At 70.8% G+C, this 21,853-nt stretch carries 20 protein-coding genes; 13 read left to right on the plus strand and 7 right to left on the minus strand.

Annotation, left to right across the window (positions count from 1 at the left end):
* The first annotated feature begins 7 nt into the window (after window positions 1–7).
* From MXD95_RS12710 to MXD95_RS12720, 3 genes are all read left to right on the plus strand, one after another.
* Window positions 8–622, plus strand: coding sequence for a TetR/AcrR family transcriptional regulator (locus tag MXD95_RS12710; protein WP_250640797.1), 615 nt, complete (start codon window positions 8–10; stop codon window positions 620–622).
* A 239-nt stretch (window positions 623–861) separates the two neighbouring features.
* Window positions 862–2,049: a cytochrome P450 gene (locus MXD95_RS12715; protein ID WP_250640798.1), complete on the plus strand. Its 1,188-nt coding sequence runs from the start codon at window positions 862–864 to the stop codon at window positions 2,047–2,049.
* 599 nt (window positions 2,050–2,648) lie between these two features.
* Window positions 2,649–3,614 carry a beta-ketoacyl-ACP synthase 3 gene (locus MXD95_RS12720; protein ID WP_250640799.1) on the plus strand — a complete coding sequence of 322 codons (966 nt, stop codon included), beginning with the start codon at window positions 2,649–2,651 and terminating at the stop codon, window positions 3,612–3,614.
* Between the two features lie 215 nt (window positions 3,615–3,829).
* Here the strand turns inward: MXD95_RS12720 and MXD95_RS12725 are convergent, their stop codons facing one another.
* Entirely contained in the window at window positions 3,830–4,996 is a 1,167-nt protein-coding gene (locus tag MXD95_RS12725; RefSeq protein ID WP_250640800.1) for an acyl-CoA dehydrogenase family protein, read from the minus strand.
* 579 nt (window positions 4,997–5,575) lie between these two features.
* Here MXD95_RS12725 and MXD95_RS12730 point away from each other — a divergent pair.
* From MXD95_RS12730 to MXD95_RS12765, 8 genes are all read left to right on the plus strand, one after another.
* Complete coding sequence (locus tag MXD95_RS12730) at window positions 5,576–6,250, plus strand: carboxymuconolactone decarboxylase family protein (RefSeq protein ID WP_250640801.1); 675 nt, start codon at window positions 5,576–5,578, stop codon at window positions 6,248–6,250.
* Window positions 6,251–6,254: 4 nt separating this feature from the next.
* On the plus strand, window positions 6,255–7,520 hold the full coding sequence (locus tag MXD95_RS12735) for an aromatic ring-hydroxylating oxygenase subunit alpha (protein ID WP_250640802.1): 1,266 nt from the start codon (window positions 6,255–6,257) through the stop codon (window positions 7,518–7,520).
* A complete protein-coding gene (locus MXD95_RS12740) occupies window positions 7,504–7,830 on the plus strand; it encodes a hypothetical protein (protein WP_250640803.1) in 327 nt (108 codons plus the stop codon). Before MXD95_RS12735 ends, MXD95_RS12740 begins: the two co-directional genes overlap by 17 nt.
* Window positions 7,830–9,059 (plus strand): metal-dependent hydrolase family protein, encoded by a 1,230-nt coding sequence (locus MXD95_RS12745; RefSeq protein ID WP_250640804.1) that lies wholly within the window; start codon window positions 7,830–7,832, stop codon window positions 9,057–9,059. Before MXD95_RS12740 ends, MXD95_RS12745 begins: the two co-directional genes overlap by 1 nt.
* Window positions 9,028–9,621, plus strand: coding sequence for a nuclear transport factor 2 family protein (locus tag MXD95_RS12750; protein ID WP_250640805.1), 594 nt, complete (start codon window positions 9,028–9,030; stop codon window positions 9,619–9,621). The genes MXD95_RS12745 and MXD95_RS12750 overlap by 32 nt, the downstream gene beginning before the upstream one ends.
* A 54-nt stretch (window positions 9,622–9,675) precedes the next feature.
* Entirely contained in the window at window positions 9,676–11,100 is a 1,425-nt protein-coding gene (locus MXD95_RS12755) for an LLM class flavin-dependent oxidoreductase (RefSeq protein WP_250640806.1), read from the plus strand.
* A gap of 85 nt (window positions 11,101–11,185) precedes the next feature.
* A complete protein-coding gene (locus MXD95_RS12760; RefSeq protein ID WP_250640807.1) occupies window positions 11,186–12,436 on the plus strand; it encodes a CaiB/BaiF CoA transferase family protein in 1,251 nt (416 codons plus the stop codon).
* 51 nt (window positions 12,437–12,487) lie between these two features.
* Window positions 12,488–13,447, plus strand: a complete 960-nt coding sequence (locus tag MXD95_RS12765) for an HpcH/HpaI aldolase/citrate lyase family protein (RefSeq protein WP_250640808.1) — start codon at window positions 12,488–12,490, stop codon at window positions 13,445–13,447.
* Between the two features lie 93 nt (window positions 13,448–13,540).
* Here MXD95_RS12765 and MXD95_RS12770 read toward each other — a convergent pair whose 3' ends face one another.
* The 3 genes from MXD95_RS12770 to MXD95_RS12780 all read right to left on the minus strand — a co-directional run bounded on the left by MXD95_RS12770 (window position 13,541) and on the right by MXD95_RS12780 (window position 16,726).
* Window positions 13,541–14,278, minus strand: coding sequence for a GntR family transcriptional regulator (locus tag MXD95_RS12770; RefSeq protein ID WP_250640809.1), 738 nt, complete (start codon window positions 14,276–14,278; stop codon window positions 13,541–13,543).
* A gap of 744 nt (window positions 14,279–15,022) precedes the next feature.
* A complete protein-coding gene (locus tag MXD95_RS12775; RefSeq protein ID WP_250640810.1) occupies window positions 15,023–15,505 on the minus strand; it encodes a flavin reductase family protein in 483 nt (160 codons plus the stop codon).
* Window positions 15,506–16,045: 540 nt separating this feature from the next.
* Window positions 16,046–16,726: a TetR/AcrR family transcriptional regulator gene (locus MXD95_RS12780; RefSeq protein ID WP_250640811.1), complete on the minus strand. Its 681-nt coding sequence runs from the start codon at window positions 16,724–16,726 to the stop codon at window positions 16,046–16,048.
* A 218-nt stretch (window positions 16,727–16,944) separates the two neighbouring features.
* Between MXD95_RS12780 and MXD95_RS12785 the strand changes: the two genes are divergently transcribed.
* The gene (locus tag MXD95_RS12785; protein WP_250640812.1) at window positions 16,945–18,150 is read left to right on the plus strand and encodes an acetyl-CoA C-acetyltransferase; all 1,206 of its coding nucleotides are present in this window, start codon (window positions 16,945–16,947) and stop codon (window positions 18,148–18,150) included.
* A 139-nt stretch (window positions 18,151–18,289) separates the two neighbouring features.
* On the opposite strand, the gene MXD95_RS12790 is transcribed toward MXD95_RS12785, so the two are convergent.
* From MXD95_RS12790 to MXD95_RS12800, 3 genes are all read right to left on the minus strand, one after another.
* Complete coding sequence (locus tag MXD95_RS12790; protein ID WP_250640813.1) at window positions 18,290–18,931, minus strand: CoA transferase subunit B; 642 nt, start codon at window positions 18,929–18,931, stop codon at window positions 18,290–18,292.
* Entirely contained in the window at window positions 18,931–19,674 is a 744-nt protein-coding gene (locus tag MXD95_RS12795; protein ID WP_250640822.1) for a CoA transferase subunit A, read from the minus strand. Before MXD95_RS12795 ends, MXD95_RS12790 begins: the two co-directional genes overlap by 1 nt.
* 96 nt (window positions 19,675–19,770) lie before the next feature.
* A complete protein-coding gene (locus MXD95_RS12800) occupies window positions 19,771–20,910 on the minus strand; it encodes an acyl-CoA dehydrogenase family protein (RefSeq protein WP_250640814.1) in 1,140 nt (379 codons plus the stop codon).
* 113 nt (window positions 20,911–21,023) lie between these two features.
* Here MXD95_RS12800 and MXD95_RS12805 point away from each other — a divergent pair.
* The coding region (locus tag MXD95_RS12805) for an FAD-binding oxidoreductase (protein WP_250640815.1) at window positions 21,024–21,853 on the plus strand (830 nt) is incomplete at its 3' end.

Consider the following 21,853-nt stretch of genomic DNA (forward strand, 5'->3'; position numbering starts at 1 on the left):
AGGAGGCATGACTAGCCCCCGCCGCTCCGACGCGGCCGCGACGAGTACGCGGGAGAAGCTGCTCGATGCCGCGGAGCGGCTGTTGCTCGAGGAGGGCTACGCCGCGGTCACCTCACGGCGGGTCGGCGCCCGGGCGGATCTCGCCCCCCAGCTGGTGCACTATTACTTCCGCACGATGGACGACCTGTTCCTGGAGATCTTTCGGCGGCGGGCGGACGTGGGCCTGCAGATGCTGCGGGACGCGCTGCGGGCCCGTCCGACGCTGCGGCAGCTGTGGGCGATGCGCGAGATCGGCATGACCTCCAGCCGGTTCAACCTTGAGTTCATGGCACTGGCGAACCATCGCAAGGCCATCCGGTCAAGCATTCTCGAGTACTACCGGGCCTACCGTCAGCTCCAGCTCGACGCCTTCACGGCGGCACTTGCCGACCTGGGGATTCCCGAAGACCGTTTCTCCCCTCGGGTGGCCCAGGTCGCGATGATCGGCATGACGCAGGTCATGGCGATCGACGCGGATCTCGGTATCGCGAGCGATGATGAAGCGGTGTTCGCCGCCATCGATGCGCAGCTACTCGCGCTGGAGAGCTCCCGGCACGGCCCGGAGCGCGTCGACCTGGGGTGAGCACCCGCCGCTGGCCGCGCTCTCCGTGCCAGGAATGCGACTGGCGTCACGTGGTACGTTGCGGCCCGCCCGCAGGACAAAAACCCCATTTCAACTGTGCTCAACCGGCTGTCCTGCACTGCCTGTCCTGCACTGCCTCTGCCCTGAACTGCCTGTCCCACCTGACCGCGGCGCTCTCACCCCCCGCGCCGCCGGCCCCTATCCGGCCCGCCGGAGCATGCCCGAGAGAGGTCCGCACCATGACGGATGACGTGTACTGGGATCCGTTTGACCCGGCGATCGACGTCAATCCTTATCCGCGGTGGCGCCAGCTGCGCGACGACGTGCCGCTCTACCGCAACGACAAGCACGACTTCTTCGCCCTCTCCCGGTTCGCCGACGTGGACGCCGCAAGCGTCGACCCGGCGACCTACAGCTCCGCCTACGGGACCGTGCTGGAGATCATGGGTGACGAGCCACTCGGCACCGGTCACATGATCTTTCTTGACCCGCCCGCGCACACCATGCTGCGCGCGCTGGTCGTGCGCGCGTTCACCCCCCGCCGGGTGGGCAGCCTCGACGGCGTCATCACCGAACTATGCCACGAGCTGCTCGACCCGCTGATCGGCTCAGGCGGCTTCGACTACGTCCAGGACTTCGCCGCCCGGCTCCCGTCGCTGGTCATCTCCCGGCTGCTCGGCGTCGACCCCGACGACCAGGAGCGGGTCCGCGGCCTCATTGACGAGACCTTCCACCTGGACCCGGAGAAGGGGATGATCAACGACGTCTCCCTGACGGCCCAGATCAACCTGCACACCTACGCGTCCGAGCAGCTCGACGCCCGGCGGGTCACGCCGCGCGACGACATGATGAGCGATCTCGTCCAGGTCGAGATCACCGAGGGCGGCGTCACCCGCAAGCTCACCACGTCGGAGGCGGCCGACTTCGTCCTGCTGCTGGTCTCGGCCGGCACCGAGACCGTCGCCCGGCTGCTGGGCTGGGCGGGTAACCTGCTGGCCGCCCATCCCGACCAGCGGGCCGCGCTCGCCGCCGACCACGCGCTCATCCCGAACGCGATCGAGGAGACGCTGCGGTACGAGGCGCCGTCCCCCGTGCAGGGCCGTACCCTCACGCGCGACGTCGAGCTGTACGGCGTCACGGTCCCGGCGAAGTCCAAGATCCTGCTGCTCACCGGCTCGGCCGGACGAGACGACCGCAAGTACACCGACCCGGACCGTTACGACGTCCAGCGCAAGTTCGACCGGCATCTGTCCTTCGGCCGCGGCATCCACTACTGCCTGGGCGCGGCGCTCGCCCGGGTCGAGGGGCGCATCGCCCTGGAGCAGACCCTGCGCCGCTTCCCGACCTGGGAGGTCGACCATGACAATGCGGTCCGCCTGCACACCAGCACGGTGCGCGGTTTCCTCAAGCTGCCGATCCTGATCTGACCCAAACCCCCGGCGGCGCGGCCCTGTCGGGGTGACGCCGCCGGGGGTTCCGCCCGACTGGCAGGTGCGAGGTGGTCCGCCCGGGCAGGTTGATGGTTCCGAGGTCGAGGACGCGCTGCCCCGACCGGCGTTCTCGACCGTCTCCTCCGACCGCCGCGCTCGACCGTCTCCCTCGCCGAGTGGCCAGTGTTTGCCCTGGTCAGCGACCGGGCCCCGGCCGACCAGGCCGGCCCACCCGGCCTGCGCTCGCCCCGCGGCCCGCCTGGGTGCGTGCGGCGCCCCCGACCACACGGAGCCCTTGCGCCTGCGGCGCCCCAGGCCACGCGACGCGATGACCGGCGCCCGCCCATCATTACTGACCGTATCCAAGCGGCAGTCGATGCGCTACCTACTCCAGCGAATCCGACCGGCTACTGTGGCCACCGCACCCGCGGTTTTATAGGGTGTCCAAAAGTATGGCTTCCGGCAATTGGGGGGATCTCAAGCTGTTCGCGCCTCATGCCGGCGGGCCCGGCCAGCGGCGGTCGCCGCCGATCCCCCCCGATCCCCGATGGTCGCCAGGGCCGTCGGTCGTTGCCGCTGCGGTCGAGAGGAGTTCGATGGTGGACGGTGAATGGCCCGCTGGCAGGGGCCAAGGGGCGCGGCTGGTGGGTCTCGGGGCCTATCGACCTGCGGGTCGGTTGACGAACGAGACGCTTGCGTCCCGTTTCGGCCGGACACCCGAGTGGATCGAGACCCGTACCGGCTTCGTCTCCCGGCAGCAGGCCGGCCAGCATGAGACGGTCGCGTCGATGGCGCTCGCGGCAGCCGAGGACGCGCTGCGGGACAGCGGCCTGCAGGCCGGGGATCTCGATCTGATCATCGCGGCGACCTGCAGTAACGACAGGCAACAGGGAGGTGTCGCCGCGCAGGTGGCGGCCTCGCTCGGCGCGCAGCGCAGCGGGGCCGTCGACCTGAATGCCGCGTGTGCCGGGTTCTGCTACGCGGTGGTCGCCGCGGCGGCGTTCGTCCGGACGGGTTCCTCGCGCCGCGTGCTCGTCGTGGCGTCGGAGAAGATGAGCTCGCTGGTCGATCCCGAGGACCTCGGGACCGGCATCATCTTCGGTGACGGTGCGGCCGCGGTCGTGGTGGGCCCGGGTGACGACGCGGCCATCGGCCCGGCCGCCTGGGGCCATGACGGGTCCGGGGCGTCGCTGATCCAGGTCGATGAGACCAGTGGCCAGCTGCGCATGGAGGGCCAGCGGGTCTTTCGTTGGGCGACGACAGCGGTGTATCCCGTAGCTCTGGCGGCCTGCGAACGCGCGGGAATCGCGCCGGGGGACCTCGCCGCGGTGATACCGCACCAGGCGAACCTGCGCATCGTGGACGCGCTCGCCGCGAAACTCGGCGCCACGCGGGCGGTCGTCGCCCGGGAGCGGACGACCGGTAACACCTCGGCGGCTTCCATCCCGCTTGCCCTGCATTCCCTGCGCGCACAGGGCAGCGTGCGCTCGGGTGATTCCGCGCTCCTGGTCGGATTCGGCGCCGGTCTGACCCTGGCAGCCCTGATCGTCCAGGTCCCCTGAGAAGACCCCTGATCGCCGCACCGGGCATGCACCGGGAACTGGGCCCGCCGTGGGGCCGGTCCAGGGTTGCGGCCATCCAGGGGCCGCGGGCGGGCGCGGCCATCGAGGAGACGGTCCGCGTCCCGCGCGACCTACGTGCGGGACGCGGCAGCGGGTCGGCGCAGACCGCCCACCCGCGGCGGCGGTCTCCCCGAGATCATGGATGCCCGCGGATCTCACCAGCCCAGCCGGCCGGCGCCCGACACCAGCGATCGCGCGATCACGAGGCGTTGGATGTCGTTCGTTCCCTCACCGATGGCCATCAGCGGGGCGTCGCGGTAGAGACGTTCGATCACGAACTCCGCCGAGTAGCCATACCCGCCGTGAATGCGCATCGCTTCCAGTGAGCTCTTGATGGCGACTTCCGACGCGAACATCTTGGCCATCCCCGCTTCCAGGTCCACCCGGCCGCCGGTCGTCTCGGACCTGGAAGCGGCCCAGTAGGTGAGCAACCGGGCCGCCTGGATCTCGGTGGCCATGTCCGCGATCTTCAGCTGGATCGCCTGGAAGTCCGAGATCGGCTGGCCGAAGGACGTCCGTTCCCGGGAGTAGGTCAGGGCGGCGTCATAGGCCGCCTGGGCGACGCCGACGGCGCGGGCCGCGATGTTGATCCGGCCTATCTCGAGGGCGTTGAGGATCTGGGCCAGGCCGCGCCCCTCGGCACCGCCCAGCAGGTTCTCCGCCGGCACCCGCACCTCGTCGAGGACGAGTTCGCAGGTCTCCGGCCCCTTGTAGCCGAGTTTGGGCAGGTCCCGGGTCACGCTGAACCCCGCCGACGAGGTGTCGACCAGCAGCAGGGAGATCCCCTTCGGCGACCGCTGCGGGCCCCCGGTTTTCACCAGTACCGGCAGCATGCCGGCGACCCGCGCGTTGGTGATCCAGGTCTTGGCGCCCTTCACGACGTAGTGGTCGCCGTCTCGCACCGCCGTCGTCGTGATCCCCTGCAGGTCGGTTCCGGCGCCCGGCTCGGTCAGGCCAAGCCCGGAGCGCAGCTCACCGGTCGCCATGGCCGGCAGGAAGCGCTGCTTCTGCTCGGGCGTCCCGTTGCGGGCGAGGAGCCAGCAGGCCACCGAATGCGGTCCGAACAGCCCGGCGGCACCCAACCAGGCTCGGGCGATCTCCTCGAACGCCAGGGCATAGGAGACCCGGTCCGCGCCGAGGCCGCCGTACTCGGTCGGCACGTTCAGCCCGTACAGCCCGAACTCACGGAACGCCTCGACGAACTCGGTGGGGTAGCGGCCGGTCCGCTCCCATTCGGGTGCGACCGGAATGATCTCCTTGTCGGCGAAGTCCCGGAGGGTCCGTCGAAACAGCTTCTGCTCGTCGCTCAGCTCGAAGTCCATGAAGACTCCACCTCCACCGTCCTGGGTCACTGATACATACAGATCATGGGCGCAGGTAGCCGGGGCCACGATCGGTGAAGATGCAGGCCGAGTGCGCGCGACGGGCACCGACCGGAGCCTGGCCAGAGCTGGGCCGCCGCTGCGGCGCTGGGCTGCCCGCACAGCCGCACAGCCGGCAGAGAGGGAGGGAGGGAATCACCCACCGGTCGCCCGGGTCGGGCCGCGGCGGGTGTCGGTCACCGATCTGCCCGCGCGGCCACGGTCCGCCGACGGCGGCTCCGGCCGTTGCGGGGTCCCATATGGCATCCTCCTCTACCGAGAAGGAAACTAGCTTCTCGCGGTTCGAGAATCAAATACGACAACGCGCCACCCGGCGCCGAACCTCAGGCGCGCACACCCCCGAACCTTCGCCCGAGCACGACCGCCCCACGTCGACGAGGAGCGGACCGCGGGCAGGCATCCACCCCGCACCACGAGGCCAGGCGCCCGCTCCGCCTTTCGTTGACGTGGAGCCCCCCCACATGAGAACCTGATATTCATCACCGAGAACCACATTCTCAGGTGGCCGACGGGAGGATGATGACGACAGGCGATGACGACAGGCCCAGTGCTCTCGGGCCGCCGTCCCGCACGCAGGGTGCCGGCGCGGTACGGCTGCCGCCTCTGCCGGAAGAGCAGTGGGATGACCGGACCCGGGAGGCCGTGTCGCACATGCTGCCGCGCCGCCTGCGCAACGCGCGGGGCGCCGGCAATGGGCTGTCCACGCTGCTGCGTCATCCCGATCTGACCCAGGCCTTCCTGGCGTTCAACAACCATCTGCTGCTGCGCTCGACGCTGCCGCCCAGGGTGCGCGAGCTCGCGATCCTGCGGGTGGCGAAGCGCCGGGAGTGCGCCTACGAGTGGGCGCAGCACGTGCGGCTGGCTGCCGGGCTGGGGCTGTCCGAAGTCCAGATCGAAGCAGCCGGGCGAGGCGAGGCCGCCGACCCGTTCGATCGCGAGGTGCTGCGCGCGGTCGACGAGCTCGACGGCGGCACCGGCCTGTCCGACGGGACATGGGAGCGCCTCAGCAAGGAGCTCGACGAGAAGCAGCTGATGGACCTGATCTTCACCGTCGGCGGCTACGCCATGCTCGCCGTCGCCTTCAACACCTTCGGTACCGCCCCGGAGGAGCCGGACGCCCGGCCCGGGGACGACGCCACCCGTGCGAGCGCGGCCGGCGTCGGACGTGGCTCCAAGCCCGGACACGAAAGGTAGCCCCGTGCCCCACTTCGCCAAACCCGCCGAGGGCAGCTGGACAGCGCACTATCCCGCGCTGGGTACAGCCCCGATCGACTACAACGACTCCATCGACCCCGCCTACTACGAAAAGGAGCGGGTCGCGGTCTTCCGGCGCAGCTGGCTGAACGTCGGCCGCACCGAGCGCATCCCGCGCACCGGCAACTACTTCACCAAGGAACTGGTCTTCGCCGGGACCTCCGTGGTGGTCGTGCGGGGACCGGACGCCAAGGTCCGCGCCTTCTACAACATCTGCCGGCACCGCGGCAACAAGCTGGTGTGGAACGACTTTCCGAACGAGGAGACGTCGGGCACCTGCCGGCAGTTCACCTGCAAGTATCACGCCTGGCGCTACGACCTCACCGGCAAACTCACCTTCGTCCAGCAGGAGGGCGAGTTCTTCGACCTCGACAAGGCCGACTACGGGCTGAAGGAGGTGGCCTGCGAGGTCTGGGAGGGGTTCATCTTCATCAACCTCGACCCGCAGCAGACGCTGGAGGAGTACCTCGGTCCGATGGTCCGGGGGATTGCGGGCTACCCGTTCCATGAGATGACCGAGGTCTACAGCTACCGGGCCGAGATCGGCAGCAACTGGAAGCTGTTCATCGACGCGTTCGCGGAATTCTACCACGCGCCGGTGCTGCACCAGAAGCAGGCCGTGAAGGAAGAGGCCGACAAGCTGATCGGCTTCGGCTTCGAGGCGCTGCACTACGAGCTGGACGGCCCGCACTCGATGGTCTCCAGCTGGGGCGGGATGGCGCCGCCCAAGGACATCAACATGGTCAAGCCGATCGAGCGTGTCCTGCGCAGCGGCCTGTTCGGCCCGTGGGACCCGCCCGACATCGAGGGCCTGGACGCGCTGCCGCCGAGTGTGAACCCGGCCCAGAGCCGTTCCTGGGGCATCGACTCGTTCGTCATCTACCCCAACTTCATGCTGCTGGTCTGGGCGCCCGGATGGTACCTGACCTACCATTACTGGCCGACCGCCGTGAACAAGCACGTCTTCGAGGCCAGCCTTTACTTCGTCCCGCCCCGCAACGCCCGCGAACGGCTGGCCCAGGAACTCGCCGCCGTCACGTTCAAGGAATACGCCCTGCAGGACGGCAACACCCTGGAGGCGACCCAGACGATGATCGCCTCCCGGGCGGTCACCGAGTTCCCGCTGTGCGACCAGGAGATCCTGCTGCGCCACCTGCACAAGGTGACCCACGACCGGGTGAAGGAGTACGAGAATGCCGCTGCCCGCTGACTTCGCCGACCTCGAGCCGTACGCGGACTGGGCCCTGGCCACCGAGCCGGAACGCTACGCCCGCCGGCTGGCCTCGAGCATGGCGGACATGCAGGCGTTCTACGACGCCGCCTTCCTCCGCCTCGAGGACGCGATCGCCTACTGCGACAAGTTCCCGCTGGACAGCCTGCCGGACGACGCCGTGACCCTGATGCACCTGATGCAGTCCCTGGTCATGGTGTCCTTCCCGGTGGAGGTCTGGAAGCAGGCCCGGGTGCCCGACAGCGGCGCGGCCTACCTCGACGTCATTGCCGAGCCCGTGGTCGGCTGATGCTGACCCTGCAGGCGGGCGGCCTGCTCGACGTGGTGGCCGGCGAGATCGTCCGGCCGGGTGTCCTCGTCGTCGACGGCGAGCGGATCGTGCGGGTCGGCGGCCCGCCCGAGGGCGAGGTCGTCGACCTCGGCGACCTCGTCCTGCTGCCCGGGCTGATGGACATGGAGGTCAACCTGCTGATGGGCGGGCGCGGCGAGACGCCGGTGCTCTCCCCCGTGCAGGACGACCCGCCGCTGCGGATGCTGCGCGCCGTCGGCAACGCCCGGCGCACCCTGCGGGCCGGGTTCACCACGGTGCGCAACCTCGGCCTGTTCGTGAAGACCGGCGGCTACCTGCTCGACGTGGCGCTGGCCAAGGCGATCGACGCCGGCTGGATCGACGGCCCGCGGATCATCCCGGCCGGCCACGCGATCACGCCCACCGGCGGCCATCTCGACCCGACGATGTTCGCCGCGTTCGCCCCGGGGATCATGGAGCTCTCCGTCGAGGAGGGCATCGCCAACGGGGTCGACGAGGTGCGCCGGGCCGTGCGCTACCAGATCAAGCACGGCGCGCAGCTGATCAAGGTCTGCGCGTCCGGCGGGGTGATGTCACTCAGCGGCGAGCCCGGCGCGCAGCACTACTCCGACGAGGAGCTGCGCGCGATCGTCGACGAGGCGCACCGGCGCGGCCTGCGGGTCGCCGCGCACACCCATGGCGCGGACGCGGTGCGCTCGGCGGTCGAGGCGGGCATCGACTGCATCGAGCATGGCTTCCTGATCGATGACGACGCCATCGAGCTCATGGTCAAGCACGGCACCTTCCTCGTCGCGACCACCTTCCTCGCCGACGGCATGGACGTCTCCCGGGCCGCGCCGGAGCTCAAGGCCAAGGCGGCCGTGATGTTCCCGAAGGCCCGGCAGTCGATCCGGGCCGCCATCGACGCCGGCGTGAAGATCGCGGTCGGCACCGACGCCCCCGCCATCCCGCACGGCAAGAACGCAAACGAGCTGGTCGCCCTGGTCAGCCGGGGGATGACACCGCTGGCCGCGATCCGGGCGGCGACGCTGACGGCCGCCGACCTGATCAACGTCACCGACCGCGGACAGCTCGCCGAGGGCCTGCTCGCCGACGTCATCGCCGTGCGCGGCGACGTGCTCGACGACATCACCGCCCTGCGGGACGTCCAGTTCGTCATGAAGGGAGGAACGACCTATGTCCACCACGGACGCGACGTCCGCCGCTGATGGAACGCCCGCCGCTGGCGGCACACCCACCGCTGACGCGACGCCCACCGGCAGCGGGGTGCCCGGCGCGCGGCCCTCGGCCACCGAGGACCTGGTCGCGATCAACCAGCTGCTCGCCCGGTACGCGGTGACCATCACCCAGGGCGACATACCGGGGCTGATCGAGGTCTTCACCCCGGACGGTACCTACAGCGCGTTCGGCGACACCTACACGCTGGCGGACTTCCCTGAGCTCGTCGCGGCCGCGCCCTCGGGCCTGTTCCTGACCGGCACGGCACTGGTGGACCTCTCCGGCGGCCAGTCGTCCGGGGCCCAGTCGTCCGACGTCGAGCCGGCGCGGGGTGACACCGCGACCGGCACCCAGCCCCTGTGCTTCATCGACCACGCCACCCACGACCTGCGCATCGGCTACTACAACGACACCTATCTGCGCACCGCGCAGGGCTGGCGGCTGCGGACCCGGGCGATGACGTTCATCCGCCGCAACGGGACGCACGACTCCGGACGCCCGCACGACCCGCGCCGCCCAAGGGCCACCAGCCCGGTCGGCGGGGGAAGGTAACCCGCCGGCTCACCCGCTCCGCCCAAGTTGCCCATGTCGTGAGAGGAGCTCCCCGTGTCGACGAGCCGCGATGACAAGCTCACCCTGGTCGCCTTCATGCAGGCGTCGAACGTGTCAGTCTACGCAGGCTCGTGGCGCTACCCGAGCTCGGCGCACGACTTCCTCGACCTGCGCTACTACCAGCGGATCGCCCGCGTCCTCGAAGAGGGCACATTCGACATGATGTTCTTCGACGACCGACTGGCGATGCCGTCCATCTACGGCCAGTCACCCGGTGAGGCTGTCCGCTACGGCGCCCGTCCGATCAAACTGGACCTCACCGCCGTGCTGGGCGCCGCCGCGGCGGCCACCACGCACCTCGGGCTGGGCGCGACCTACTCGACCACCTACTACCCGCCGTTCCACGTCGCGCGGACCTTCGCGACCCTGGACCATCTCAGCGGCGGACGGGCCGCCTGGAACGTGGTCACCTCCGTGAACGACGCGGAGGCCCGCAACTTCGGCGTCGAGGCGCACCTCGCCCACGACGAGCGCTATGACCGCGCCGAGGAGTTCATCGAGGTCGTCACCCGGCTGTGGGACTCCTGGGAGGACGACGCGGTGGCGATCGACCGCGAGACGGGGATCTTCGCCGACCCGGCCAAGGTGCACGAGCTCGCCCATCACGGCAAGTACTTCGACGTCCAGGGTCCGCTGACCGTCCCCCGCCCGCCGCAGGGCCACCCGCCGATCATCCAGGCCGGCCAGTCCGGCCGCGGGATGCGGTTCGCCGCCCGCTGGGCGGACGTGATCTTCACCGCCGACCCGAGCCAGCCCGTCGCCGTCGAGCACTACACGGCGCAGAAGGAGCTCATCACAGCCGGCGGCCGGGACGCGGCCAAGGTCCGGATGCTGCCGATGGCCTACACCATCGTCGGGGAGACCGAGACGATCGCGCGGGAGAAGGAGCAGATCTTCCTGCACGAGCTCGTGCACCCGATGGCGTCGATGACCCTGCTGTCCGAGCTCACCAACCACGACTTCGCCGGCATGTCGCTGGACGACGAGGTCACCGACGAGCTGATCAATTCGGTGTCCGGCATCCGCGGCTTGGTCCAGGGCGTGAAGCGGCACCTCGGTGACCAGAAGCTGACCCTGCGCACGCTCGCGAGCCACCGGGCCACGCTGCTCCAGGGCCCACGCTTCGTCGGCACCGGCCCCCAGGTGGCCGACCAGATGCAGGAGTGGTTCGAGTCCCGGGCCTGCGACGGCTTCGTCATCGCCGCCACCCACTTCCCCGGCGCGTTCGAGGACTTCGTCCGCCTGGTGGTGCCTGAACTGCGTCGCCGCGGGATCTTCCGCACCGCCTACACCGGCTCGACGCTGCGCGAGAACCTGGGCCTGGCGCGCCCGGCCAACACGGTCCGCGACACTCCCGTCCCCAGCACCCCGGACGCTGACACGATCGCCGCGACCGCCGCCGGCGGCACCGGTGCCTGAGCAGCCCTTGCCTGAGCAGCCCCCGACACACCCACAACCCCACCACCCACCCGCGGGGGGGCCGGCGTCGCAACGGCCGTCGTCCGTGCGCCCGTCGTCCGTGCGGGCACCGTCGGAGCCGCCAGCGCCCGCCCCGGCCGGGCCCAGCACCATGCTGTCCGGGATACGCGTGCTCGACCTGGCCTCCCTCGCCGCGGCGCCGCTGGCCGCGACCTATCTCGGCGAGTTCGGCGCCGAGATCATCAAGGTCGAGCAGCCGCAGGGCGGTGACCCGATCCGTGGCTGGGGGGCGCAGAAGGACGGCGTCGGGCTGATGTGGAAGAGCGTCAGCCGCAACAAGCGGTCGGTCACTCTCGATCTGCGCCAACCCGAGGGCCAGGAGCTGGCCCGCCGGCTCGCCACGGCGAGCGACGTGGTCGTCGTCAACACCCGGCCACACACGCTGCGCCGCTGGGGGCTCGACTACCCGCGGCTCCGGGCGCTCAACCCGAAGATCGTCATGCTGCACATCACCGGTTTCGGCCTGTCCGGTCCGAAGTCGGACCGGCCCGGTTTTGGCACGCTGGGTGAGGCGATGAGCGGGTTCGCGCACATCACCGGCGAGCAGCAGGGCCCGCCGACGCTGCCGCCGTTCATGCTCGCCGACGGGGTCGCGTCGCTGAACGCGGCGTACGCCGTGATGATGGCGCTGTACCACCGCGACGTCCACGGCGCCGACGGGCAGCTCATCGACATCAACCTGATCGACCCGCTGTCCCGGCTGCTGGAACAGTCGGTCATCACCTACGACCAGATCGGGACGATCCCGCACCGGTCGGGCAACCGCTGGGACATCTCCGCGCCGCGCAACACCTACCGCACCTCCGACGGCCGGTGGCTGGCGATGTCCGGCAGCGCGCCTACCGTGGCGCTACGGGTCTTTCGCGCCATCGGACGCGCTGACCTCGCCGCGGATCCCGACTTCGCCGACCCGGTCCGCCGGCTCACCCGGGCCCGCGAGGTCGACGAGGTCGTCGCCACCTGGATCGCCGGCCAGACCCTGGAGGAGGCCATGGCGGTCTTCGAACGGGAGGAGATCGCCGCGGCACCCGTCTACGACGTGGTCGGGCTGGTCGAGGACGACCAGGTGCGGGCCCGCGAGGTCTTCACCCGGATCGACGACAGCGAGCTCGGGTCCATGCTGGTGCAGGCTCCGGTGCCGCGTTTCTCCGAACACGCCGGCATCGTCGGTCGCCTGGGCCCCCGCCTCGGCGAACACACCGACGAGGTGCTCGCCAGCGTGCTCGGACTGTCCGAGGCGGAACTCCAGGACCTGCGGGATCGCCATGTCATCTGAGCTGGTGGCCCTCTTCACCTCCCCGACCCCTCGGCGACAGGAGCCACGCTGGTGACCGACCACACTCCCGGCGACGCCGCGCCGCCGCCGCCGCTGCTGCGGCGTTCCGAGCTCGCCACCCCGGCGACCAACGACCGGATGTTCCCCAAGGCCGCGGGATCGGCTGCCGACCTGGTGTTCCTCGATCTGGAGGATGCGGTGGCGCCCGCGCTGCGAGAACAGGCGCGAGGCAAGGCGGTCCGGGCCCTCAACGAGTACGACTGGGGCACCACGGTCCGCTCGGTGCGGATCAACGGGATCGGAACCCGCTGGGCCTACGGGGACATCATCGAGATCGTCACCGGCGCGCGGGAGAACCTCGACGCCCTCATCATCCCGAAGGTCACCGCCGCCCGGGACGTGTGGTGGGTCGACACCCTGCTCACCCAGATCGAACAGACCATAGGGCTGAGCCGGCGGATCCGGCTCGAGGTGCTGATCGAGGACGTCGCCGGGATCGCGCATGCGGAGGAGATCGCGACCGCCAGCCCTCGGCTGGACGCGCTGATCCTCGGCGCCGGCGACCTGTCGGTGTCCCAGGGCGCGCGGGTCGACACCAACTTCGCGCCCCGCGACCCGTACCCGGGCGACTTCTGGCACTACGCCCGGCTGAAGGTCGTCACCGCCGCGCGGATCGGCGGCCTGCTGGCCATCGACTCGCCGTTCCCGGACTACAAGGACGCGGCCGGCTACGAGCGGGAGGCTCGCTGGTCGGCCACGCTCGGGTTCAACGGGAAGTGGGCGATCCACCCGTCCCAGATCGACATCGCCAACCGGGTCTACGGCCCGACCGCCGAGGAGATCGTCCGCGCGCGGCGCAACCTCGCGGCCTACCGGGAGGCGGAGGCCCGCGGTCTCGGGGCGACCGGCGTCGACGGGCAGCTCGTCGACGCGGCGCACGTCAAGCTCGCTGAGGCCGTCCTCACCCAGGCCGCAGAGATCGAACGCCGCACCGGGCAGTCCCTCGGCTGATCCCGCCCCTCGGCTGATCCCGCGAGGACTCGGCCGGCTGGTCGGACCTCAGTCGGCCGGACCCCGCCCGTCCGGAACCCAGCCGGCCAAGGCTCAGCCGCCCAGATCGGGCCGGTCGGCACCCCGGCCCTCGGTGGCGTGGCCCTCGGTGGGCGGATGGGCCCCGAACATCCGGGCGACCAGCAGGTCGCCGGCGCCGATCAGATGCTCCTCGGCGACCCGGCGGGCGCGGGCGGCGTTGCGCGCGCCGAGGGCATCGACGATGTCGTCGTGTTCCCGCAGGGCGCACCCGATCTGCTCCGGCACGAGATCGAAGAACGTCGACGGGATGATCAGGCCGGTCTGCCGGAGCAGCGCGAGCAGCCGCCGGGAGTCGCTGGCGCGGTTGATCGCCCGGTGGAACAGGAAGTTGGGTGTCCCGACATCCCCGCCGGTCTCGGCCGCCACACGGACCTCGCCGGCCAGTCGCCGTACCTCGGCCATCCCCTCCGGCGCGATGCGCCGCGCCGCCCACGCCGCCGCCGTGCCGGACAGCATCGCCATCAGAGCGAAGTTGTCCTCGACGTCGCGTCGGGTCAGGCCGATGACCGTGACGCCACTGCGCGGGGCAACCCGGACCAGCCCCTCGTGTTGCAGGGCCAGACAGGCTTCCCGCACCGGGGTGCGGCTCGTCCCCAGCTCGACGGAGGTCTCGTCGAGGTCGATCCGCGCACCGGAGGGCAGCCGGCCGGCGATGATCTCATCGCGGAGCACATCGGCCACCCGGTCCCGCGCGGTGGCACCCAACCGGAGCCGTCGCAGACCACCGAGTGCGAAACCTGGAGTCGCCATCGGCCCTCCTGCCCTCCGAGCCGGCAGCCCAGCCGGTGCCGGGCCCCGCGCCACGAAGCCAGCGTATATCAGATACTCCAATCCCAGGACGGATGGTTCACCGAAGAGGGCCACAACCGCCACGCGACACGACAGCGCCGACTGCCCGAACGCTCGTAATCAGGCCCTCGTGGCCAGGCCCTCGTGGCCAGGCCCTCGCGGCGGGGCCCTTACGGCCGGGCCCTCGCGGCCGGGCCCTCGCGGCGGCGACCGCACCGGAGGGCCGACGCGGGGCAGGGCTGAGCAGCCCCGGCACGGCAGGCCAGGCGAGGTTGCTTCTCGTGGATCTCCGGCCCGCGGCCAGGTTCACCCGGTGAATCTCACTGTCCGTGATGGCTTTCGGGGGTGGTGGAGCTGCAGATGCGCAGGGATGTCGCCTCTACCGGGCCTTCCGTCCGATTTGTACCTTCGTAACCCTGTAGAAGCGACACGGAGGTTTTCCGGGGCCGATCCGTCGTCACGCACGGCGGCGAGGAGGAGCGGAAGCGAGTCGGCGGTGGGGAGATGGCTCGCTGGTCGTGACGACCGGAGCTGACGGTGACGGCGGGGCATCGTGCACCCCTCGGGCACCGGGCACGCGGCGGTGCGTCGGACGGTGCGCGTGGCGCCGAGGACGTCGGAGGTGGTCCGAGCCCGGCCGGGGATCGAGCGGGAACCGGCCGGCCTGCTGTGATGGACCATCATGATCCGCGGGAGAAACCCCAGCTAGGCGGCATCGCCGATGTGGTGGAATCGGCGCCGGAAGTAGACCGCCGGCCGCTCCTCCCCGATCAGCGTCCGCTCGACCCGGCCGAGCAGAATCGAATGGTCACCAGCCGAGTGAACCGCGTGCGCGGCGCACTCCAGAGTCACGCTGGCCTGGTCGAGAACGGGCAGGCCCCGCTCGTCGGAGCGGAACCCGGCGTCGGCGAACTTGTCCGCCCCCCGCGTCGCGAAACGAACCGCCAGATCCACATGCTCCCGGTGCACCACATGCACGATGTAACGCTCGGCCCGCTCGAAGGCCGGATGGCACTGCGCCGAAGTCGCGAGGCAGACCAGCACCAGTGGCGGCTCCATCGACACGGAGCAGAACGAGCTGGCGGTGAACCCCCACCAGCGACCGGACTCGTCGGTCGTGGTCACGATCGTCACGCCACTCGGAAACGACGCCATGGCGTCGCGGAACAGACGGGACTCGTCCCGCATCGGCGCAAACCCTGGTGTGGTCATGGACCCGCACGCCCTCCGTCCTCGTCGCCGCGGACCACCAGTGCGGGCCCGGCCCGGACCTTCACGGGGCGGGCCAACGCCTCACTGGCCCGACCTCCGGCCGCCGCGACACTCTCCGTCTACCGTGCTCATCTAATATATCAGCCTTGAGGTCGGACGCGGGCTTTACGAGGCGCGCACCACGGCGTTCGGCCAGGCCGCCGCGTCCGGGCCGGGCCACCCGAGCCCGACCGCCGCCTGCGGCCCCACCCACCCCTCCCGGCCCGGACACCGACAGCAGGCCGCACCGCGTCCGCCTGATCGGTGGCGCATCTTCGTTACGCCCCGTCAACACCCGTGCACCTCAGGTGCCATCGCATGCTCTATGCCGGATTTCGGCGCCTGCTGCCGGCGTGGCCGCCCGGTAGGTAGCAACAGGGGCCGGGATGCGCGCGGTGGCCGGTTCGCGTGTTGGCGGCGGGCTGGTGACCGGAGGCTATGGATAGCCGAGCACCGGCGGACCTTCGTCGACGACCGTTAGCCGGCGACGAACCCCGAGGCGCAGAAATCCCAGACCTCGTCGGCCGTGATCGGGTGCGAGCCCTCGTCGTCCGCGATCGCGGTGGACTGGGCAAGGAACATCACGGTCTCCATGACCATCGCGGCGGCGCGCCGGGGGCGTAGGGACGGCCGGAGTTGGCCGACAGCCTCGGCCCGCACTGTCATCTCGGCGAGCACTTCCAGCAGCGGCGCGTGCGCGGCGCGTACCTCCGCCGGGTAGGAGACCAGCAGCTGGGGAGCGAACTCGGTGAACAGCGGATGGCGGGCGGACGGATCCGGTACTGAGCTCTCGAACAGCAGCCGGACGGCCGTCCGCAACGCGACGACCGGGTCGACCTCGTCGCCAGCGACCGCACGGATCTGCTCGGCGGATCGACGCAGGGCGTCCTCGAACAGCGCGAGCAGCAGCTCGTGCTTGCCACCGAAGTGCTGGTAGAAGCTGCGCAGCGACTGGCCCGACCGGTCGACGACCTCCTGCACGGTGAAGTCAGTGGTGCCCTTCGCCACGATGATCGCCTGGGCCGCGTCGAGGAACTGCTCCACCTTGCGCTCGGCCCGCAGCTTGGCGGCCCGGGTCGAGCGCTCGACGGCACGCTGCTTCCACGCCGGCTCACCACCAGTCGCGCTCACCACAAGCAGCTCCGATTCCCGTGCCACCGACCCAACCTACTGCACCGCTCCGACAAGCCCACTCCCGCTTTGATCGTCGGATCCATCACATCAGAGACCAGAGTTTCCCCCTCCAGAGAATGATATTCTCTTATCCTGCTATCGGCCTACTTGCTATCGATGTACTTGCTATCGATGTACTTTCTATCGGCCTGTTTGCCGAACCGGCGGGTTCCTGGACGGACGGCCTACCCAGAGGAGTTCGCATGAGACGCGCCGCCATCGTGAGCCCGGTCCGGACACCGGTCGGCAGGTTCGGCGGGGTGTTCCGGCCGCTGCCCGCCGAGGAGCTCGCCGCCGCCGTCCTGCGGGAGCTGGTCGCTCGCAGCGACATCGACCCCGCCCGGATCGAGGACGTCGTCTGCGCCCAGTCCTACGCGAACTCGGAGGCTCCGTGCATCGGGCGCTGGGCCGCCCTGCATGCGGATCTGCCCATCGACGTCCCCGGCTACCAGCTCGATCGCCGGTGTGGCGGCGGCCTGCAGGCGGTGCTGTCGGCCGCGATGATGGTGCAGACCGGCGCGGCCGACGTCGTCGTCGCCGCCGGGGTGGAGAGCATGAGCAACATCGAGCACTACACCACCGACATGCGCTGGGGCAGCCGGTCCGGCACCGTCGCCCTCTACGACCGGATGGACCGCGGCCGGGAGCGCTCGCAGCCGCAGTGGCGATTCGGCCCGATCAGCGGAATGATCGAGACCGCGGAGAACCTCGCCACCCGCTATGGGATCAGCCGCGAGGAGTCCGACGCGTACGCCGCCCGCAGCCACCGCCGGGCGTCGCAGGCCTGGGACGCCGGCCGCTTCGACGCCGAGGTCGTGCCGGTCGACGTCCCGCGGCGCCGCGCCGAGCCGCTGCACGTCACCCGGGACGAGGGCCTGCGGCCGGACTCCACGGTCGAGGTGCTTGGCGGGCTGCGCCCGATCAGTGCCGGCGGCACTGTCACCGCGGGCAACTCCAGCCAGCAGAACGACGCGGCGGCGGCCTGCCTGGTGGTGGCCGAGGACCGGCTCGCCGAGCTCGGCCTGGAGCCGGCCGGTTTCCTGGTCGGCTGGGCGGCGGCGGGCTGCGAGCCGGCCACGATGGGCATCGGCCCGGTCCCCGCGGTACGCAAGCTGTTCGACCGCACCGGCCTGTCCTTCGACGACCTGGACCTCATCGAGCTGAACGAGGCGTTCGCGGTGCAGGTGCTCGCGGTGCTGCGCGGCTGGTCGGTGAAGGACGACGAGGTCGCCGACCGGCTCAACGTGAACGGCTCCGGGATCTCGCTCGGCCATCCGATCGCCGCCACCGGGGTGCGGATCCTCACCACCATGCTGCACGAGCTGCGCCGGCGCTCGGGCCGGTACGCGCTGGAGACCATGTGCGTCGGCGGCGGCCAGGGCCTCGCTGCACTGTTCGAAGCCGCCTGAGCCGCTGCCGCCTGAGCCGAGAGCCGCCTTGAGCCGACAGTTGCCTTGAGCCGGGGCCGCTCGGCCGACGGCCCGGCCCCCACCGGACCTCGGCCGGCCGGGCTTGCCCACCCGATGATCTGTCTGGCGGTGGCCCGGCTCAGTCCAGCACGACGGTGAGCTCGGGGCCGGTGGCGGCACGCACCTCGTCGACGGATACCCCGGGGGCGGTCTCGCGCAGCGTCAGACCGCCCCCGGGACGCACATCCAGGACGGCGAGATCCGTGATGATGCGGTCCACACAGGCAAGGCCGGTCAGCGGCAGCGTGCAGCTTTCGACGATCTTGTGTTCCCCGTCCCGGGCGACGTGCTCCATCATGACGATGACGCGCCGGGCGCCGTGCACGAGATCCATCGCGCCGCCCATTCCCTTGACCATCCGGCCGGGGATCATCCAGTTCGCGAGGTCACCGGCGGCGGAGACCTGCATCGCTCCGAGCACGGCGACGTCAACGTGGCCGCCGCGGATCATCCCGAACGAGGTCGCGGAGTCGAAGTACGCGGCGCCCGCCACGACGGTGACGGTCTCCTTGCCGGCGTTGATCAGATCCGGGTCGACCACGTCCGGCGCCGGGTAGGGGCCCACCCCCAGCACTCCGTTCTCGGAGTGCAGGACCACCTGGACGCCGTCCGGCACGTGGCCCGGTACCAGGGTGGGCATCCCGATTCCCAGGTTGACGTACTGGCCGTCGGACAGCTCGCGGGCCACCCGGGCGGCGAGCTCGTCACGGGTGAGGGCCATCAGCGCACCGTCCGCTTCTCGATGGGTTTGTCGACCGCGCCGACGTGCACCACCCGCTGGACGAAGATCCCCGGGGTGTGCACCGTCGCCGGGTCCAGGTCCCCCGGCTCCACGAGCTCCTCGACCTGCGCGATGGTGATCCGTCCGGCCGCCGCGCACAGCGGGTTGAAGTTCGCGGCGGATTTCTCGTACACCAGGTTGCCGTGCCGGTCGCCGCGGACCGCGTGCACCAGGGCGAAATCGCAGACGATGGCGCGTTCGAGGACGTACTCGCGCCCGTCGAACTCCCGGACCTCCTTCGGCTCGGAGGCGATCGCGACACCCCCCGCGCCGTCGTAGCGCACCGGGATGCCGCCCTCGGCGATGCCGGTGCCCACTCCGGCCGGGGTGTAGAACGCGGGGATCCCGGCGCCGCCGGCGCGCAGCCGCTCGGCGAGCGTGCCCTGCGCGATGAGCTCCACCTCCAGCTCACCGCCGAGGAACTGGCGCTCGAACTCCTTGTTCTCCCCCACGTACGAGCCGGTCGTGCGCCGGATGCGGCGCTGGTCGAGCAGCAGGCCGAGCCCGCGTCCGGCGATTCCGCAGTTGTTCGACACCGTCGAGAGGTCCGTCGTGCCCTGGGCCAGCAGCGCCTCGATCAGGATCGACGGGATCCCGCACAGGCCGAAGCCGCCGACCGCCAGCGACGCCCCGTCGGGAATGTCGGCGACCGCCTGTGCCGCGGTCGCTACCGCCTTGTCCACTGCCACCGCCCTTCATCCGAGTTCTGCCGCTCGCCCATGGAGACGCGCGTCACCGGCCGCCCGGCACGACGCACCGTCCGTCCCGCCAGGCGGGAGTCACAGGCCGAGCGACTTCGCGATGATCGTTTTCATGATCTCGCTGGAGCCGCCGTAGATCCGGCCGACCCGCGCGTCGGCCCAGGCCCGCGCGACCGGGTATTCGGTCATGTAGCCATAGCCACCGAACAGCTGCTGGCAGGCGTCGATCACCCGCCCCTGCATCTCGGTGCAGAACAGCTTCACCTTCGCCGCGTCGGCCGGGGTCAGCGTGCCCGCGTCGTGGGCGAGCAGCGCTCGGTCGAGCAGCGCCTGACCGGCCTCCACCTCGGTGGCGGCGCCGGCGAGCACGAACTTCGTGTTCTGGAAGGAGCTCAGCTGCTTGCCGAAGGCGCTGCGGCCGGTGACGTAGGTGACCGTCTGCTCCACCACCGACGCCGCCGCGGCCTGGGCGTTGATCGCGATTGACAGCCGCTCCTGGGGCAGGTTGGACGTCAGGTAGCTGAACCCCTTCCCCTCCTCGCCGAGCAGGTTCGCCGCGGGCACCACCACATCGTCGAAGAACAGCTCGACGGCCTCCTGGATGTGCAGCCCGAGCTTGCGCATCGGCGTGCCACGGCTCAGGCCCGGCGCGTCCGCGGGGATCATCAGCAGCGAGACGCCGGCGTGGCGCTGGCTCGTGTCCGTCTTCACGGCGGTGACGTACAGGTCGGCGTTCAGGCCACCGGTGATGAACGTCTTCGCGCCGTTGACCACGTAGTCGTCGCCCTTGCGGCGGGCGGACGTCGAGATCCCGGCGAGGTCGGAACCCGCGCCCGGTTCGGTCAGCGCCAGGGCCAGGACGAGATCGCCGCTGGCCATCCCCGGCAGCCAGCGGGCCTTCTGCTCGTCGTCCGCGTGGTGGACGACGTAGGGCACGCTGATGTCGGCGTGGATGCGCAGTGGGCCGAGCGCGTAGCCGGCGCGGGCGCCCTCCTCGGTGACGACCGCGTTGAACAGGAACTCGGCGCCACCGCCGCCGTACTGCTCGGGGATGGCCAGGCCCATGATGCCGACCTCGCCGGCCCGGTTGTAGAACGAGCGCGGTGGCCGACCGGCCTCCTCCCACTCCTCGTAGTGATCACCGACCTCCCGTTGCAGGAAGGTCCGGATGGTGGCCCGGAACGCCTCGTGCTCAGGACCGTAGACCGTGCGTAGCATCGCCGTCCGCTTCCTTGTGCGCTGCCCGCGCAGGCAGAGGAGAGGGTCCCGACCACAGGTCGGGAACTGTATTCTCGCAGAATTAGAACCTCAATATCAAAGGATGTCCGCCGATGCCCAGGCCGCCCCTGTTCCAGCGCGCGACCGTCACCCGGGTCGTGTCGGAGACCCCGGACGCCCGCACGTTCGTGCTCGCGCCACACTCCGGGCCGTTTCGCTACCGGGCCGGGCAGTTCGTCACGTTCCGGGTCACCGTGGGCGGCGAGGAGCTGCTGCGGTCCTACTCGATGTCCAGTGCCCCGGAGACCGACGGCGAGCTGATGACCACCGTCAAGCGGGTCCCCGGCGGGCGGGTCTCCGGCTGGCTCATCGATCATCTGGCCGAGGGGGACGAGATTGAGGTGACCGAACCGCACGGCACCTTCTGCCTGCGCCCCACCGAGGCGCCGTTGCTGGGGTTCTGCGGCGGCAGCGGGATCACCCCGGTCCTGTCGCTGGCCAAGAGCGCGCTGGCGTCCACCTCCCGCCAGGTCCGGCTGCTGTGCGCGGACCGGGACCGCAAGACCGCCATCTTCTACGACCAGCTCACGGAGCTGGCCGAGCGTCACCCCGGCCGGCTGCGCGTGATCCGGCATCTCGACGACGAGCGCGGATACCTGGACGCGGCGGCGATCCGGGCGTTCGTCGGCGACGACACCGGCGCCGACAGCTACGTCTGCGGGCCGGACGCGTTCATGACCCTGGTCGAGTCCGCCCTGCCCGGTCCCGGTCAGGTGTTCGTGGAACGGTTCGGCGGCAGCGCGGCCGCCGCCGCGGGCGCCCGCGGGCCGCGCCCGCCGCCCCCGGGCGCTGCTACCCCGCTGCCGCGGCCGCCGCCCCCGCGCGGGGGGCGCGCGCGGGGGGCGCCGGCGCCGGCCCCCCGGGGGGGGGGGGGGGGGGGGGG

It is taken from the genome of Frankia sp. AiPa1 (genome assembly GCF_023243075.1).
GTDB lineage: Bacteria > Actinomycetota > Actinomycetes > Frankiales > Frankiaceae > Frankia.

Bases quoted from the DNA above. Each gene is read 5' to 3' on its own strand.
- MXD95_RS12710 (WP_250640797.1), top strand. From the start codon at position 8: ATGACTAGCCCCCGCCGCTCCGACGCGGCCGCGACGAGTACGCGGGAG.
- MXD95_RS12715 (WP_250640798.1), top strand. From the start codon at position 862: ATGACGGATGACGTGTACTGGGATCCGTTTGACCCGGCGATCGACGTC.
- MXD95_RS12720 (WP_250640799.1), top strand. From the start codon at position 2,649: ATGGTGGACGGTGAATGGCCCGCTGGCAGGGGCCAAGGGGCGCGGCTG.
- MXD95_RS12725 (WP_250640800.1), bottom strand. From the start codon at position 4,996: ATGGACTTCGAGCTGAGCGACGAGCAGAAGCTGTTTCGACGGACCCTC.
- MXD95_RS12730 (WP_250640801.1), top strand. From the start codon at position 5,576: ATGACGACAGGCGATGACGACAGGCCCAGTGCTCTCGGGCCGCCGTCC.
- MXD95_RS12740 (WP_250640803.1), top strand. From the start codon at position 7,504: ATGCCGCTGCCCGCTGACTTCGCCGACCTCGAGCCGTACGCGGACTGG.
- MXD95_RS12745 (WP_250640804.1), top strand. From the start codon at position 7,830: ATGCTGACCCTGCAGGCGGGCGGCCTGCTCGACGTGGTGGCCGGCGAG.
- MXD95_RS12750 (WP_250640805.1), top strand. From the start codon at position 9,028: ATGTCCACCACGGACGCGACGTCCGCCGCTGATGGAACGCCCGCCGCT.
- MXD95_RS12770 (WP_250640809.1), bottom strand. From the start codon at position 14,278: ATGGCGACTCCAGGTTTCGCACTCGGTGGTCTGCGACGGCTCCGGTTG.
- MXD95_RS12775 (WP_250640810.1), bottom strand. From the start codon at position 15,505: ATGCGGGACGAGTCCCGTCTGTTCCGCGACGCCATGGCGTCGTTTCCG.
- MXD95_RS12785 (WP_250640812.1), top strand. From the start codon at position 16,945: ATGAGACGCGCCGCCATCGTGAGCCCGGTCCGGACACCGGTCGGCAGG.
- MXD95_RS12790 (WP_250640813.1), bottom strand. From the start codon at position 18,931: ATGGCCCTCACCCGTGACGAGCTCGCCGCCCGGGTGGCCCGCGAGCTG.
- MXD95_RS12800 (WP_250640814.1), bottom strand. From the start codon at position 20,910: ATGCTACGCACGGTCTACGGTCCTGAGCACGAGGCGTTCCGGGCCACC.